This is a genomic window from Colwellia sp. TT2012 (assembly GCF_001440345.1).
Taxonomy (GTDB): Bacteria; Pseudomonadota; Gammaproteobacteria; order Enterobacterales; family Alteromonadaceae; genus Colwellia.
The window spans coordinates 391,027-406,919 of sequence record NZ_LJYX01000021.1 but is presented as its reverse complement, the minus strand read 5'-3'; the positions used below and the strand labels follow the sequence as shown (position 1 = coordinate 406,919).

Genomic DNA, 15,893 nt, shown 5'->3' with positions numbered 1-15,893 from the left:
TTATATCAGCTCTTATGATGATAATTGGCTAAAAAGTAACACTTGATAAGCAATAAAGCTTAACAGTAATAATACGCCTTTTGCACGAGTAATTCTAAAGGCACCCACGCGGCGACTGAAACATAAAACAAATAGCAATAAAGTAACACCTAACATATAGGGGGCGTCTCTACTTGCAGCTAAGCTATCAATATCGCCTGGAGAAATAAGAGCCGCTATGGGTAATACCGCTAAAATATTAAAGATGTTTGAGCCAATTATATTGCCTAAGGCTAAATCGTCTTCCTTTTTGATAATACTCATAATACACGCCGCGAGCTCAGGTAGGCTAGTACCTATAGCAATAATGGTTAAGCCAATAACTAAGTCACTAATACCGTAAGCTTTAGCAATAAAAACCGAAGAATCAACCAAAAAGCTCGCACTTAATGGTAATACAATGATACCAACGCCTAGCCAAAGTAAAGTTAATTTCATACTTACTGCCGGGGCAACATCATGTTCCGCTTCAATAATTAACGGGTCATCACTGGGTTTACCTTGGGTTTTCTTTAGGGTAATTACCAGTAGGGCAATGATGTAAATAGCAAAACCAGTTATTAAAATCAGGCCTTCATAAAAACTAAAGTGGTTATCAATGAGTAACCAATATCCTAATGCTGTGATGGCTAAAATAAGTGGAATTTCACGTTTTATTGTTTGTGATGAAACTGTTAAAGGTTTTAACAAGGCGGTAATACCAAGAACCAAAGCAATATTGGTAATATTTGAGCCTATGGCGTTACCAATAGCTGTGTTGATATTACCTTGTAATGACGCCGTTGTAGCTACCATCATTTCAGGTGCTGAAGAGCCCATAGCGACGATGGTTAAACCAATTATCATTGGTGAAATACCTAAATTTCTCGCTAATGATGATGCACCAAAAACGAATTTGTCGGCGCTCCAAACTAAAGCCATAAGGGCAATGAGTAATATAAAAATGTTTTCTAGCATTAATGACTCCAAGGTTAGGGAGTAAATTGTCGCTGGTTGTAGCGCAAAAAAGAAGTAAATAATGCGACAAAAGGAAAATAATATTATTTTGTCTTACTTTTAAGCAAAAACGATCACTTTATTACAAATTAACCTAATTCTTTTACATTTATTACCCTGTTATTGGTTAATTCTTAATGAACAATTGTTATTGCTCAGGTAAAATCATCGGCTATTAAATCAATTCTATGGCGGACCTTGTCCATTTAGAATTAGGCAATAAATAAACAGTGACGTTGAACAATGATAAACTCTGCATTTGAAGCAAACTTAGTAGAAATTGAAAACCTTACTTTTAAACGAGGTGAGCGGGTTATTTTTGACAATATCAGCCTGTCAATTCCCAAGGGAAAAGTTACTGCAATCATGGGTCCAAGTGGCATAGGTAAAACAACCTTGTTGCGTTTAATTGGCGGACAATTAAAACCAGAAAGTGGTAATATACTCTTTGCTGGAAAAAATATTCCCTTGTTATCTCGTGCAGATTTATATGAAGCACGTAAACAAATGAGCATGCTCTTTCAAAGTGGCGCCTTATTTACCGACATGAGTGTTTTTGACAATATCGCTTTTCCCATTCGTGAACACACCAAATTATCTGAAAATATCATTGAAAAAATCGTCTTAATGAAACTTGAAGCGGTTGGTTTACGTGGCGCAAGGCACTTACAGCCCAGCGAGCTTTCTGGCGGCATGGCTCGTCGAGTGGCATTAGCACGCGCAATTGCTTTGGATCCAGAGCTTATCTTGTATGATGAACCTTTTGCTGGCCAAGATCCTATTTCTATGGGGGTTATTGTGCGGTTAATACGTTCATTAAGTGACGCGTTAGGATTAACTTCAGTGGTTGTTTCACATGACGTACCTGAAGTCATGAGTATTGCTGATTATATTTATATTGTTGCTGAAAAGAAAGTCATTGGCCATGGTACACCTGAGCAGATACGTCAAGATAGCTCGCCTTTGGTACAGCAGTTTATACAAGGTGAAGCTGATGGCGCAGTACCCTTTCATTATGAAGCACCCGCTTATCGTGATGAACTTATTAAAGTATCTTAAGGAATAGTGAGTAAATGAAGCTTATTCGAGGCGAAAAATAGTGCAGCAGTTACATTATTTAGGTAAACAAACCCTTAGTATGATAAGTGGTTTAGGTCGAGCGGTAATCTTGTTGATCTCTGCGTTAGTGCATGTGCCTAATGTGCGTAAAGGAACTCCCTTACTTATCCAGCAACTTTATAGTGTTGGTGTCTTGTCTTTATTGATAATTATAGTGTCTGGCACCTTTATTGGTATGGTATTAGCTTTACAAGGTTATACTATTCTAGTGGGCTATGGCGCAGAAGCTAGCTTAGGCCCTATGGTGGCCTTGTCGTTATTACGAGAGCTTGGTCCTGTGGTTGCCGCTTTATTATTTGCTGGCCGTGCCGGCTCAGCATTAACAGCTGAAATAGGTTTAATGAAAGCCACTGAGCAATTATCAAGTTTAGAGATGATGGCCATTGATCCGTTAAGGCGAATTATTGCACCACGCTTTTGGGCTGGTTTTATCAGCTTACCTTTATTAACGGCCATTTTCTCTATGGTAGGCATACTCGGTGCTCATGTTGTTGGTGTTAATTGGTTGGGTGTTGATAGCGGAACTTTTTGGTCAGTGATGCAAGAACAAGTCGATTTTGAAAAAGATATCCTTAATAGCGTTATAAAAAGTATTGTTTTTGCTTTTGTAGTGATGTGGATAGCGGTATACAAAGGCTATGATTGTGAGCCCACGTCAGAGGGCATCAGTCGGGCAACAACCTCTACTGTGGTACAATCGTCATTATTGATTTTATGTCTAGATTTTATTTTAACGGCGCTAATGTTCGTAAAGTAGTTAGCTAAAAGAATTACTCCGTTAGATGTTTTTATTGAATTTTTTATTACAAGGCGTTGGTGAAAGACATGGTGTCTAAGAAAGTAGAATTATTGGTAGGTTTATTTGTTGCATTAGGTCTGGCAGCCTTATTAATGTTGTCGGTGAAGGTCGCTAATTCGGGCTTTGGTGCTGGTGGTGAAAGTTATCAGCTCTTCGCTAAGTTCGATAATATAGGTGGCTTAAAAGTGCGTTCGCCCATTAAAATTGGCGGTGTTGTTATTGGCCGTGTTAGCGATATTTCGTTAGATGACGAAGACTATACGCCAGTAGTTACCCTTGACATTAAAATTCAGTACAATCAGTTATCTGAGGCTACTTCTGTGGCAATCTTAACTGCCGGTTTATTAGGCGAACAATATTTAGGTCTTCAACCCGGTTTTGTAGATGAGTCGGTTGATACTTTACAACCAGGTGATTATATTGAAGACACAAGGCCTGCCTTGGTGTTAGAAGAATTAATAGGACAGTTTTTATTTAGCCAAGGCAGTGGTGAGGAGTAAGTACGTGAGTTCAAGTAAACTTTTTAATAATAAGGGTAAGGTTTTTTTTAGTCTAATCATTAGTCTTATACTAAGCCATAATGCGATGGCGAATAGTGACGTAGCGGCAACTAAGCTACCATCTCAGGCGACTAAGTTGTCGACAGAGCCTAGACTACGTCTGATTGACCAGAGTAACCCTTACAAAATGATACGAGGTGCTGCCGAACAGACCTTTAAGCGTTTTGCAGCTGAGCAGCAAGCCATTAGAGCAAACCCTAACTTGCTTAAGGATATTGTTCGAGAAGAACTTATGCCTTATATCAACCATCAATATGCCGCTTTCAAAGTCATTGGTAAACACTTAAAGAAAACGACTGATGCGGAACGTCGCGCATTTGTCCCTGTTTTTCGTGAATATTTAGTGAGCTCTTATGCACAAGTATTTACTTTATATGATAATCAGGCGGTAGAGTTTTCGCCAGAAAAGTCCTTTGCGGGTAAAAGAATAGTTGCGGTGAATACACGCATCATCATGCCTGGTAGAGCGAATATTAATGTCGCTTTCAAAGTAAGACTTAATAAAAAAACTAAGCAGTGGCAAGCCTTTGATATGGTGGCAGAAGGAATAAGTTTACTGGACTCAAAGCAAGTAGAGTTAAGTGGTATGATTCGGAAAAAGGGCCTACCTTATGTGACAGAATTATTAAAAATAAAAAGCACTAAAGACATTGTCTTTAAGAGTCGCGCAGCCAAAGGTGGCACCACGGTAAAAAAAGCACAACAAGGGTAAATAGTGAGTAAAGCGAATATAGTTCTAAATCATGGTACTCTTACTATCTCTGGTGAATTAACTCGCCATAGTGTTGCAGAAATCAAAAAAAGTGAATATGCGAATTGGTTTGCCCATGGTGCGGTGAATGTTGATTTAAGCCAAGTAAGTAAAGCTGATACTGCTGGCCTTGCTTGGTTGTTTTATCTTTTAGAGCAGGCTTGTCGTTACACTTGCCCATTAAGTTTTAGTCATATTCCTGAGAAATTAACTAAACTAATTAGCTTAAGTGGCGTGAACGGTTTATTGCCTATAGCATGTGATTAGTAACCCTAATAATAACGAACAAAGGAGACTCCCTTGGAAGTTGGTGAAATTGAAGAATTAGTAAGTAAATTGATTAATGAGGCCCTAGAGCTTGATGAAGTGCATGTAAAATTTGATGGCTCACAATGTCGTATTAATGCGGTGAGTGATATGTTTGATGACTTAAGCCGTGTTAAACGTCAACAAGCGGTGCTCAAGCCTTTAGCTGATATTATAAAAGATGGCACAATACACGCTGTAACCGTGAAAACCTTTAATAAAGCGCAATGGCAACGTGATAAATTATTCAATAGTTAAGTTAAGTTGTTACTAAATCGTATTTTTAATGCCTAGCTTTTTAATGCTAGGCATTTTTGTGTATACTGACTCGATATTTTTTCATCATTTTAAGTAAGTAGTAGTTATTTTGGACGCATTTAAAGTTATTGGTGGTAATCCACTTCGCGGCGATGTCGTGATCTCTGGGGCAAAAAACGCTGCTCTTCCTATCTTAATGTCGGCATTGTTATCTAAAACGCCAATCGTGTTTAGTAATGTACCTCAGCTTAATGATATTTTAACCACGGTTAAGTTATTAGGTCAGTTAGGTGTAAAAAGTGAGTGGCTTGGTGACGATAAATTAATGATCGATGCCAGCACTATTGATACTTGTCGTGCACCTTATGATTTAGTTAAAACAATGCGTGCCTCTATATTAGTGCTTGGTCCCTTACTGGCTCGTATGGGCCACGCTGAAGTTTCTTTGCCCGGTGGTTGTGCCATTGGTGCAAGACCAGTAAACCTGCATATTCAAGGGTTAAAACTGATGGGTGCTGATATTAGCGTTGAAGACGGTTATATTGTGGCTACAAAAGAAGGTCGTTTAACGGGGGCCACTATTTTTATGGATACAGTAAGTGTTACTGGTACCGAAAACTTAATGATGGCAGCGGCGTTAGCCGAAGGTATTACCGTTATTGAAAATGCGGCGCGTGAGCCAGAAATTGTTGATCTGGCTAGTTGCTTGACCAGTATGGGCGCTAAAATTACCGGTGCTGGTACTGAGACCTTAACCATTGAAGGTGTCAGTGAACTGAGGGGGTCAGAGTACACAGTTATGCCTGATCGCATAGAAACAGGGACCTTTTTAGTGGCTGCTGCTGTTACTCAAGGACATATTAGGTGTTTAAATACTGACCCCAGTGCTTTGGAAGCAGTATTAAGTAAATTACAAGAAGCGGGCGCTAAAATCACAACCGGAAAAGATTGGATTGAGCTAGAGATGACGGCTCCTGCCAAAGCAGTAAATATCAGAACGGCTCCATATCCTGCCTTCCCGACCGATATGCAAGCACAGTTTATGACCATGAATGTCTTGGCTGAAGGCACGGCAACAGTTATTGAAACTATTTTTGAAAATCGTTTTATGCATGTCCCAGAATTGCAGCGTATGGGCGCTGATATCACCTTAGAAGGTAATACCGCCATAGTTAAGGGCGTTAGTAGCCTAAATGGTGCACAAGTGATGGCGACCGATTTACGGGCCTCAGCAAGCTTAGTCATTGCTGGTTTAGTGGCTAAAACACCAACCCAGGTTGATCGTATCTACCATATTGATCGTGGCTATCTTTGTATTGAAGGTAAGTTACAAGGTTTAGGTGCAGATATTACCCGTATTAAAGCGGACTAAGCCATCATAGGCATGTAAAAGCGGCTCATTCCGCTTCATAAAAAACATAAGGCGAGTGCTTATTTTAAGTACTCGCCTTTTTTGTGTCTAATTAATGGATAAAAGTAAAGTTATCAGTAATACCAAATCCATTAAGTTAGTGATCTTGTTGTGCTTTGGGAAAATATTGCAGGACAAGGCGCTCGATTGACCAATAGCTGGCTATTGGGATTGAGAGCAACATAGTCGTGGGCTATTTTACCCCCACAAGTGGGCAAGAACTTAGATGGATTGGTATAAATATTGAGCAACTATCTTTGGCGTCTGCTTGCCATATTCATTTAAAGTGGGGAAGCGTAGTAAATGCTGGTTGAACGTACAATAAAGGGGTCTTATGCTGCTTGAGCAGATTAAGTTGTAGCAGAAGCAGCTTGCATAGAAGTAAGTATATTACAGGCAACAAAAAAGGACATCCTTTGCAGGTATGTCCCTTTGTTAACATCTTTATATTAGTTAATGGTAACTAATATAAACATTACAAATTAAAGTGCAACGATGTTTTCAGCTTGAGGGCCTTTTTGACCTTCAGTTACTGTAAATTCAACTTTTTGACCTTCAGCAAGAGTTTTGAAACCGTCACCAACGATAGCGTTGAAGTGAGCAAAAACGTCTGGACCATTTTCTTGCTCGATAAAACCAAAACCTTTAGCTTCGTTGAACCATTTTACTGTACCAGTAGTAGTAGACATATCTGTATCCTATAAATATTTAAGAGTAATTGTGCTGGCATTATTGTTGTAAGACAAAGTACCAGCGGGTTTGCTAAAAAGAGTTGCTATTACTTATAAATCAGGACGTGTTACAGATATCTTATCTAAATAAGCATGAGATAACATCGTAATGGTGTACAAAAAAATAAACTAACTTCAAGCTGGGAGCATTATATAGTTAGCGCGCCATATGTCAACTGTAATTATGCTTTAAGTCTGCTTTAAGCTGCAAGTTAAAGTGAAACTTCTACTTGCAACTTAAAATTATCATTATAATTTAAACTCTTGCACCGATTGTTGTAGTTCTTCTGCTAAACGAGCAACTTCACTACTTGATGCTGCTGTTTGTTGCGAGCCAGCGGTGGTTTGCTCGGCAATTGCTACAATAGACTCCAGGTTTTCACTAATTTCATTGGCGACCACGCTTTGTTCTTCGGCAGCTGTTGCTATTTGTGTACTACGATCAAAGGCCTCATGTACCGCATGAGTAATGACTTCAAGTGCTTGATCTGCTTCTTTACTTTGGCTCACACAATCAATGGCTTTCGCTTTGCCTGCATCCATTACGGTTACAGCTTTACCCGCACCCGATTGTAGGGCTTCGATCATGGTCTGAATTTCTGAGGTGGATTGCTGCGTTCTACTGGCTAACGTCCGTACTTCATCGGCGACAACAGCAAAACCTCTACCTTGCTCACCTGCCCGTGCAGCTTCAATAGCCGCATTCAAGGCCAATAAATTCGTTTGTTCGGCAATACCACGAATTACATCTAATATTCCGCCGATGGAAGCGCTATCTTGTTGTAATTGATTAATAACCTGAGCTGCAGATTCAACTTCCGTGGCTAGTTGCTCAATTGTCTGGCGGTTTCTCGCTGAAATAACTTTAACACGCTCAGCTTCATCATCGGCATGCTTTATTTCTCTTAAGGCGTCAGTTGCACTTGCCAGTACGCTTTGGGCGGTACTGCTCATTTCAGTAGTGGCAGAGGCTGCTTGTTCTACTTGATTGCGCTGCTCTTCAATTGCGGTGGTACTTTGCGCGGTAACAGCTGAGGTTTGCTCGGCCGCTGCAGCAAGTTGTGCTGAGCGATTGACAATACCCTCAATCAGGTTGCGTAAGCTATCAATTAATAAATTGCAGTTTCTTGATAGCTGAGCAAATTCGTCATTACCACTTTCATCAAGTTTCATCGATAGGTCACCTGAAGCGACAGTATTAAGCATTTTATTAACACGTGCTAGTGGTCGCGTAATGCCAATAAGGGTAGCTCTAGTAATAATTAGTGCCATAACAATTGAAATAAGCATGATAATCGTGGTTTGTGTACTACCACTACTCACTGAATCCTCTACCATTTGACTTGCTTGAATCGTCGTTCTATTGGCTAGTTCAATTTGCTTATCTAATATCTTGTTAACTTTATTAGCAATTTTCTCTTCTTCTACTAGCATGGCCGCGGCTCGTTTATTGGCTTTAAGTTGCCTGTTTTTATGAGCAATGATGCCGTTGTCTTGAGATAAGAGGCTTTGCATGGCACGAAAGGCCGAGGCTATTTCTTGTGATACGTCATGAATACCATGGATATTTAATTCCATGATAATATCATCAACTGATTTTTTTGCGGCGATGATGCTACGAGTCAGCTCACTCTCGATGAGTTGGGCAGTGCCTGGATCTAAGATATCACGATATTCTAAAGCAGAAGAGATAATGGAGTTAAATTGATTTTCTACGTGTTCACTCAAGCTTATTGTCCGTTGAAGTTTGCTATCCGCCAAGTCATGATCTGCTAAATCTAACAGTAGCATCACGGCATCATCAGCTTGTTCTTCTAAGATCTCTATTTTTTCAATTAATAGCTGCTCTTGGACGATACTCGTTTTATGGTTACTAAATAAGCCAAGACCGGCATTGTAAAAATTAGCATAAAGTTGGTCCACTTGATTTAAGTTTGCCAATAAGTCTTGCTCACTAGCAACTATTTGTTTCAAATCTGATATTTGTTGGCTGAATTGGCTGTTAGTATGCTTGAAATGCTGCAACTCTTTAGCTAATAAGGTGAGATCAGATTGGTAGTAGCCTTTTAGCAATAAATTGTTCATTTTACTTAAATCAAGGGCTAATTTATTACTGGCTTTGAGGGTTGGAATTGCCAGAGTATTTTGTCGTTGAGTTGACTCGCTGATGGTATTTAAATTAGATAACGATATGACACTAATTACTATCAGTAAAATTGAAATAATGGTGAAGCCACCAATAATTTTTACAGCTACAGTTAAATTCATAGAATCCACCCAATTGGTAGGCTACTGCCTAGTTAATACGTTAATTTGTTTTGATATTTATCAAGCTTAGCTTGTATCGGCGCGGAGTAGGAAATATTTAATTTAATTTCTATCGTCGGTTAATCTTAAACTGAGTGAATACATATCCGCTATGCATACTTTGTTTTATCTGCTATTAAAGTTTTTTTATTTTAAGTACTCAGTATTGCCGCTTGTCTGAAGTGTTTTTTATCATGCCAGCGAAGCATGGTCAATTGATTACCCCAGACACACCCAGTATCTAATGGATAAATATTAGTGTGTGAACATTGACCCATTAATGAAGCCCAGTGACCAAAAACCCAAGCAGTATTATTGATAGTTTGTGATAACTCATACCAGGGCACTATATTATTGGACATATTATGATGTTCAGGAGAATCTTTCTGGCTAAATTCAAGTGAGCCGTCACTAAAGCAATAGCGCATGCGGGTAAAGGCATTAATACTATAACGAAACTTATCAATGTCACTTTTTGCTTGCTGCCAATGATTAGGTTTTTCGCCATACATATGGGCTAACCAAGTATTGCGCTCTTTACTGGCAAGTCTAGTATGGACAAACTGTGCTTGCTCAATGGCATCGGCTAGTTGCCATTGCGGCGAGATCCCTGCGTGGCTCATATAGGCATCGGTCGTTTTATTTTGTTGTTGTTTTTGATAATTTATATTAGGTATTTTTTGTAATAATGGTTGTGCTGCTAACCAATCCATTAACTCATCAATATCATCGGCAGCCAATAGCACCGATAAATTGTCTGATTTTTTTACTTTTCTAATGCCGGCATAAACAGCTAATAAATGTAAATCGTGATTGCCTAAAACAACTTTGGCACTTTCACCAAGGGACTTGACTAAGCGTAAGGTAGCAAGAGAATCAGGGCCGCGAGCGACTAAGTCGCCCGCAAGATACAGGGTATCTTTATTGCCATCAAAATTGACTTGCACTAGTAGGGCGGTTAATTCGTTAAAACAACCTTGTATGTCGCCCACCAGATATATTGTCATAAACTATACCATTTTAATTAAGTTTCTTTTTTGCCATATGGCGTTTTTCTTTTACCGGCTCGACCTCAGGTGGGTTATCAACAATAAAATTGGCAAGCTTGATATATTCATCAATGCTTAAGTTTTCTGGGCGTAAATTTGCATCAATATCTAACTCAGCTAACTGCGCTACGCTAATTAATTTTTTAAAACTATTTCGTATAGTTTTTCTGCGCTGATTAAAAGCGGCTAAACAAATAGTATTTAAAGCCTTGATATCTTTAACTGGATTGGCAATATGAGCGTGAGGGATTAACCGCACTATGGCAGAGTCTACTTTAGGGGCTGGTCTAAATGCCTCAGGGCCAATCTCCATCACAGGAAACACTTGGCATTGGTATTGAGTCATAATTGATAAGCGACCATAAGCTTTACAATGAGGTCCTGCGGCCATACGTTCAACGACTTCTTTTTGTAACATAAAGTGCATATCCTGCACTTGGTCTTTAAAAGTAAGTAGGTGAAAAATAAGCGGCGTGGAAATGTTATAAGGTAAATTACCAAAAATCCGCAACGGCTTTTCTTTAGTGGCTAGTTGAGAAAAATCAAACTTGAGTGCATCTGTTTCATAGATGGTTAAGTCATCCGCGATAAAAGGATGATGGCGCAGTCTATGTGCTAGATCTCTATCTAATTCAACTACCGATATTTTACCTGCACGCTCGATAACCGGTTCGGTTAATGCGCCTAAACCTGGGCCTATTTCTACCAGGTTTTCACCAGGTTCGGGATTAATGGCATCGACAATGTCACTGATTACAGCTTCATTGTGGAGGAAGTTTTGTCCAAAGCGTTTCTTTGCTTGGTGACCTAAATGTTTTTTATCGTTCATAACTCTTTCTTCGTTAAACTATGTGTTATTAGCTAAGTTGATAGCATTGCGCATTGCTTCAATAAAGCTGCCCGAATCTGCGGTGCCTTTGCCAGCAAGATCTAGTGCTGTGCCATGGTCGACAGATGTGCGAATAAAAGGCAGACCCAAGGTAATATTTACCGATGAGCCAAAACCCTTATATTTTAGTACCGGCAACCCTTGATCATGGTACATGGCTAAAATAGCATCCGCTTCAGCCAGGTATTTCTCTTGAAATATAGTATCAGCAGGTAAAGGGCCAATGATATCAATACCTTCGGCGCGCAGTTCTGCAAATGCTGGTATCATTACGTCTATTTCTTCACGTCCCAAATGACCATCTTCTCCGGCATGAGGATTGAGACCACAGGCATAAATTTTTGGCGATTTGATGCCAAATTTTTCTTGTAAATCGTGATGTAAAATACGGGTTACTTTTTGTAAACGTTCAGTAGTGATGGCTTTTGCAACGTAGGCTAATGGTATATGTGTGGTGACTAGAGCTACTCTTAAGCCCTCAGTTGCCAGCATCATCACTACGTCGGTACAATTAGCTTGGTTGGCAAAATATTCAGTATGGCCACTAAAGGCAATGCCAGCTTTGTTTATCAGACCCTTGTGTACAGGACCCGTCACTAAGGCATCAAACTCGCCAGAGATGTTTTTTTCACAGGCAATTCGTAATGTTTCTATCACATAAGCGCCGTTGGCACTGTTTAATGTACCTGAGATGCTAGGCTGAGCAAGCTCAATATCAAGCACGGTTAGACTGCCTGCTTTTTGCGGGCTTGCGGGCACATGCTGATGATAATCGATTATGGTCAATGGCAAAGAGAGTGCTTTAGCACGCTCTAACAGCAACTCTTTTGAAGCCAGTACCACCATTTCTACCGGCCAATCTTGCTGGGCAATACTAATAACTAGGTCTGGACCAATACCTGCAGGCTCGCCTGGGGTGATTGCAATGCGAAGAGTCATTACTTATTATCCTGTTCGAAAATTTCAATGTAGGCTTCATCTCTCGTTTCTTTCAACCAGCGAGCACTCTCCATACCGTATTTACGGTTAAAGAGAATTTGATAAGCGCGGTTTTCATTCATTTGTGACGTGGCATCAACCATGCGGCGTTCATTTAACTGAATGATATGCCAGCCAAAAGAGGAGCGAAATGGTTTATGTAGTTCACCTACATCCATTGTTGCTAAAGCATCTTTAAAGGCAGGATCGTAGCTGGTTGGATCGGCCCAACCTAAATCACCGCCACGTACCGACGTCGGCCCTTCGGAATGTTCTTTAGCTAACTCGGAAAAAGTGGCTTCACCGGCGTTTATCTGCCTTAAAAAGCCTTGTAATAATGTTTGTGCTTTTTCATCACTCAAAATAATTGAAGGTTTAATTAATATGTGACGAGCTTTTACTTCTTCAATCTCAACAACTTTTCGACCACGAATATCTAAAACTTTAACTATGCTATAACCTAAACCTGTACGGATGGGGCCGACCACAGTATCCTTAGGTTTTTCGTTAATTAACTCTGAAAAAAGTGTCGGCATTTCATTAATATTTTTCCAACCCAAATCACCACCTTTTAATGCATTAGCATCACCCGATGAGGTAATGGCTATTTTGGCAAAGTCTGAGCCATTATTGAGTAATTCCACCACCTTATTGGCGCGAGTTTTTGCCGCGGCTAATTCCTCTTGGTTAGCATTAGCAGGGAATTCAATTAAAATATGGCCTAAATGGTATTCAATGTTATTCGTTGTTTGCTCTTTCATTATACTTAGCAAGTTACTGATTTCTTGTGGTGAGACGAAGATTCTACGTCTGACACTATTACGGCTTACTTCACCAGAAATCAACTCGGTACGGACACTCTCTCGGTATCTCTCATAGCTACTGCCTTCACTAATTACCTTTTGGCGAAATTGGGCTAAAGTCATGTTATCGTCTTTAGCCATATTACTTATGGTTTGATCAAGCTGAGCATCACTAATCTGGATACCCATACGCTGGGCCATTTGAGTAAGCAGGCTGTCATTAATTAACTTATCCATCACTTGTATGCGTAAAGCTTTATCAGAAGGTAAGCTTTGCTTATTGCTTTTAGCTTGTCGTTTTATATTGGCAAGTAAATCATTCACTTCTGATTCAAGTACGACACCGCCATTAACAATGGCGGCTACTCTATCGAGTAACTCTTCATTGGCGTGAGCGGGTGTTATAGCGCTTATGATAAGGCTAGAGACTAACAGCATTGTTTTAATTGTATTTTTCATTATTTAGGTCTTGTTTTATATTTTAAATATTACGTAGAGTGCTTAATTTTATAAGCTACCTTGTACATTAATTCTGTAAATAATAAGGGCGTTTATAACCAAATATGCTCTTATCAAACATCTCTTGCGTGCCAATCGCTGATTGCTTGCCATCTAAGCCTTTAATGATGATTTTGATACTAATACGAGTATCAAACTCTTTTCGGCCTTCACTAGCAAAGCTGATCGGATCTAAGTTAGAGTTTATATGGCGATGGTAGGCTATACGTACCGCCCAACAGCAACTTTCATACTGAAAGCCTGCATATGACTCTAAACTTCTATTCTGTTGTAAGTCTTGCGTTAACCGCCCGACAAACGCCCAACTTTTGTTAATAGCAAAACTCGTTAATAGCGAAACTTGTTCTAAGCTATCTCCTGAGACATTACGAGTATAGCGATGGTTCAATTGCATTAGGTTATATTTATCCAGTTGGTAATCTACCTTAACTTGCCCTTTGTTGGTAAAGTCCTCCAGGGTGTTGTATTGAATATCAGCACTCACTTGCCACTGATGGTTTATCCGATAAAACAAGTCAGCTGCAACCGAGGATTGTTTATCGTTATTGCCAACATTATCAGTTAACAAGACATCATTGGCAAGGCTGGTATTTTTATCACCAAGGTATTGAATACGACCTAAGCTAAGGCGAATTATTTCTAGGTTTTCTTCATCGAGTAATCGGCTAGTAATACCCCAGGTATATTGGTTAGCTGCCGCGATTCTATCTAAACCACTATAACGGGTATCACGAAAAATACCGTGAAAATCGTCTTGTAAGAGAGTTGTATCATATAAACCAATATTTGATTGATCTTTTTCTGGTACATAAATGTATTGCAATTGCGGCTCTAGTGTATGGCGATAGCTTTGACCAAAAGCAACTAGTTCTTTATCAAAATTAATACCGCCATGAATGCGTACTTTAGGTAAGGTTCTTGTGACCGTCTCATCCAAATTACTACCTTGAGCAATATTATCTTGTTGGTAATAGGTGTGCATTAATTTTACTTCAGAATTTAAAAACCAAGCAGGTCTAACTATTGGCAAGATAAAACCAGCCTCAACATGGTAACGATTTGCTTCGACTTGATCTTTTTCGGATGACTGGAAATTAGTTATTTCAGAATAAAGTTCAAATTGGCCAGATAAAAAGTTCAATGGCTGTTGGGCTGATAGTTCGAAATGCGGCAAGGTTTTATAACTTGGTTGATGATCACCTAGTACTTCAAAATCTTGTACTTGCACTGTCGCCCGCCACTGCTCGCCAAAGTAAGCCAATTCGCCTGTTTGATAAAGATAAGCATCGTTTGAATTATACTGCTTACTGCCAATATCAACTAAATAGTTATCATCACTAATAGTGGTGTAATCAATATAGGCACGAAAACCATCTGAAAAAGTGCCGATATGTTGGAAACGTGCTAAATATCGAGGATCATTATTGGCTTTTATTGCTTTATCATTATCCAGATACTCTATGTCTATTTTACCCGATTGTAATCCCATTAAATAACGGAATTCTGTTTGCCATTGCAAACCGCGCTTCGACATATAACGTGGCGTAATTGTCGCATCGTAGTTCTCAGCAATATTCCAATAAAAAGGTGCAGTAAATTCTACCCCTGAACTGCCGTACGGCGTAAAGTCGGGATATAAAAACCCGCTCAGTCGCTCTTTAGAAATAGGAAAATAAAAGTAAGGTACATAAAAAACCGGTACATCTAACACTCTAAATTGTGCATGGTAAGCTTCACCAAAATCACCATTGGCAGAGAGGTTAATTTCAGCGGCTTTTAATTGCCAATCAGGCACTTTTTGTAAGCAGGTGGTGAAGGTAGAGTCCACTAAACTTAGTACACCATCACCGTCTATGGATAAACTTGCTGCTGTGCCATGCCCAGGGTTGCCGTGGAGTTGATATGAAGCGGAAGTCATTGTAGTGGCATTATCTATTTTACTGGCACTAAGGGTATCAGCAAAAATGTTAATTTGTTTACCCTGGTAATGGATATTGCCAATGGCTTCTATTTGCATTTTTAAACGATTAAAGGCCAGTTGGTCGGCAAGTATTCTTTGGCTTTTATCAACCAAAATAACCGAGCCAGTGAATTGAGCTATTTGATCTTGTTTAATACTAGCATGTAATGATGAGATACGGATTTTGTCATCAAGAATCTCAGGGATATCAATGGCAATATCATCAAATTCAGGTACTGTGCAGAGCATTATTTGAGCTTCAGGCGCTGGTTTTTTTATATCGGCGTTAGCTTGCGCGAATTTTGGCAAACATGCTAACAGCGCAACTAAGGTAAAATTTAATGTCCGGGGAAAAAGCATCTATGGTCCGATAAATGGTGAAAATGTTTATAAATTGATTTTCTCATGATGAATCAAG

The 15,893-nt window shown here is 39.5% G+C and carries 15 protein-coding genes; 7 read left to right on the top strand and 8 right to left on the bottom strand.

Annotated elements, in window-relative coordinates; genetic code table 11:
- Positions 1–12: 12 nt before the first annotated feature.
- Entirely contained in the window at positions 13–996 is a 984-nt protein-coding gene (locus ASU03_RS15750) for a calcium/sodium antiporter (protein ID WP_057832722.1), read from the bottom strand.
- 282 nt (positions 997–1,278) lie between these two features.
- On the opposite strand from ASU03_RS15750, the gene mlaF reads away from it, so the two are divergent.
- The 7 genes from mlaF (at position 1,279) to murA (ending at position 6,200) form a co-directional block, all read left to right on the top strand.
- Complete coding sequence (gene mlaF / locus ASU03_RS15745) at positions 1,279–2,094, top strand: phospholipid ABC transporter ATP-binding protein MlaF (protein ID WP_057832721.1); 816 nt, start codon at positions 1,279–1,281, stop codon at positions 2,092–2,094.
- Between the two features lie 40 nt (positions 2,095–2,134).
- Positions 2,135–2,911 carry a lipid asymmetry maintenance ABC transporter permease subunit MlaE gene (gene mlaE, locus ASU03_RS15740; RefSeq protein WP_082627307.1) on the top strand — a complete coding sequence of 259 codons (777 nt, stop codon included), beginning with the start codon at positions 2,135–2,137 and terminating at the stop codon, positions 2,909–2,911.
- A gap of 68 nt (positions 2,912–2,979) precedes the next feature.
- Entirely contained in the window at positions 2,980–3,453 is a 474-nt protein-coding gene (gene mlaD, locus ASU03_RS15735; RefSeq protein ID WP_057832719.1) for an outer membrane lipid asymmetry maintenance protein MlaD, read from the top strand.
- A 4-nt stretch (positions 3,454–3,457) separates the two neighbouring features.
- Positions 3,458–4,225: an ABC transporter substrate-binding protein gene (locus tag ASU03_RS15730; protein WP_231731608.1), complete on the top strand. Its 768-nt coding sequence runs from the start codon at positions 3,458–3,460 to the stop codon at positions 4,223–4,225.
- A gap of 3 nt (positions 4,226–4,228) precedes the next feature.
- A complete protein-coding gene (locus ASU03_RS15725) occupies positions 4,229–4,531 on the top strand; it encodes an STAS domain-containing protein (RefSeq protein WP_057832717.1) in 303 nt (100 codons plus the stop codon).
- A gap of 33 nt (positions 4,532–4,564) precedes the next feature.
- Positions 4,565–4,828, top strand: a complete 264-nt coding sequence (locus tag ASU03_RS15720) for a BolA family protein (protein ID WP_057832716.1) — start codon at positions 4,565–4,567, stop codon at positions 4,826–4,828.
- Between the two features lie 109 nt (positions 4,829–4,937).
- Entirely contained in the window at positions 4,938–6,200 is a 1,263-nt protein-coding gene (gene murA / locus ASU03_RS15715; RefSeq protein WP_057832715.1) for a UDP-N-acetylglucosamine 1-carboxyvinyltransferase, read from the top strand.
- A 521-nt stretch (positions 6,201–6,721) separates the two neighbouring features.
- Here the strand turns inward: murA and ASU03_RS15710 are convergent.
- The 7 genes from ASU03_RS15710 to ASU03_RS15680 form a co-directional block, all read right to left on the bottom strand.
- A complete protein-coding gene (locus ASU03_RS15710) occupies positions 6,722–6,928 on the bottom strand; it encodes a cold-shock protein (RefSeq protein WP_057182578.1) in 207 nt (68 codons plus the stop codon).
- A gap of 291 nt (positions 6,929–7,219) precedes the next feature.
- A complete protein-coding gene (locus ASU03_RS15705) occupies positions 7,220–9,238 on the bottom strand; it encodes a methyl-accepting chemotaxis protein (RefSeq protein ID WP_057832714.1) in 2,019 nt (672 codons plus the stop codon).
- A 191-nt stretch (positions 9,239–9,429) separates the two neighbouring features.
- Complete coding sequence (locus ASU03_RS15700; RefSeq protein ID WP_057832713.1) at positions 9,430–10,284, bottom strand: symmetrical bis(5'-nucleosyl)-tetraphosphatase; 855 nt, start codon at positions 10,282–10,284, stop codon at positions 9,430–9,432.
- 13 nt (positions 10,285–10,297) lie between these two features.
- Complete coding sequence (gene rsmA, locus ASU03_RS15695; RefSeq protein WP_057832712.1) at positions 10,298–11,155, bottom strand: 16S rRNA (adenine(1518)-N(6)/adenine(1519)-N(6))-dimethyltransferase RsmA; 858 nt, start codon at positions 11,153–11,155, stop codon at positions 10,298–10,300.
- An 18-nt stretch (positions 11,156–11,173) separates the two neighbouring features.
- Positions 11,174–12,154: a 4-hydroxythreonine-4-phosphate dehydrogenase PdxA gene (gene pdxA, locus ASU03_RS15690; RefSeq protein WP_057832711.1), complete on the bottom strand. Its 981-nt coding sequence runs from the start codon at positions 12,152–12,154 to the stop codon at positions 11,174–11,176.
- Positions 12,154–13,455: a peptidylprolyl isomerase SurA gene (gene surA, locus ASU03_RS15685; protein WP_057832710.1), complete on the bottom strand. Its 1,302-nt coding sequence runs from the start codon at positions 13,453–13,455 to the stop codon at positions 12,154–12,156. The genes pdxA and surA overlap by 1 nt, the downstream gene beginning before the upstream one ends.
- A 67-nt stretch (positions 13,456–13,522) precedes the next feature.
- Positions 13,523–15,835: an LPS-assembly protein LptD gene (locus tag ASU03_RS15680; protein WP_057832709.1), complete on the bottom strand. Its 2,313-nt coding sequence runs from the start codon at positions 15,833–15,835 to the stop codon at positions 13,523–13,525.
- Between the last annotated feature and the right edge of the window lie 58 nt (positions 15,836–15,893).

Excerpts from the sequence above, each read along its gene's own strand:
- ASU03_RS15750 (WP_057832722.1), bottom strand. The coding sequence starts at position 996 with ATGCTAGAAAACATTTTTATATTACTCATTGCCCTTATGGCTTTAGTT.
- mlaF (WP_057832721.1), top strand. The coding sequence starts at position 1,279 with ATGATAAACTCTGCATTTGAAGCAAACTTAGTAGAAATTGAAAACCTT.
- mlaD (WP_057832719.1), top strand. The coding sequence starts at position 2,980 with ATGGTGTCTAAGAAAGTAGAATTATTGGTAGGTTTATTTGTTGCATTA.
- ASU03_RS15710 (WP_057182578.1), bottom strand. The coding sequence starts at position 6,928 with ATGTCTACTACTACTGGTACAGTAAAATGGTTCAACGAAGCTAAAGGT.
- ASU03_RS15705 (WP_057832714.1), bottom strand. The coding sequence starts at position 9,238 with ATGAATTTAACTGTAGCTGTAAAAATTATTGGTGGCTTCACCATTATT.
- ASU03_RS15700 (WP_057832713.1), bottom strand. The coding sequence starts at position 10,284 with ATGACAATATATCTGGTGGGCGACATACAAGGTTGTTTTAACGAATTA.
- rsmA (WP_057832712.1), bottom strand. The coding sequence starts at position 11,155 with ATGAACGATAAAAAACATTTAGGTCACCAAGCAAAGAAACGCTTTGGA.
- pdxA (WP_057832711.1), bottom strand. The coding sequence starts at position 12,154 with ATGACTCTTCGCATTGCAATCACCCCAGGCGAGCCTGCAGGTATTGGT.
- surA (WP_057832710.1), bottom strand. The coding sequence starts at position 13,455 with ATGAAAAATACAATTAAAACAATGCTGTTAGTCTCTAGCCTTATCATA.
- ASU03_RS15680 (WP_057832709.1), bottom strand. The coding sequence starts at position 15,835 with ATGCTTTTTCCCCGGACATTAAATTTTACCTTAGTTGCGCTGTTAGCA.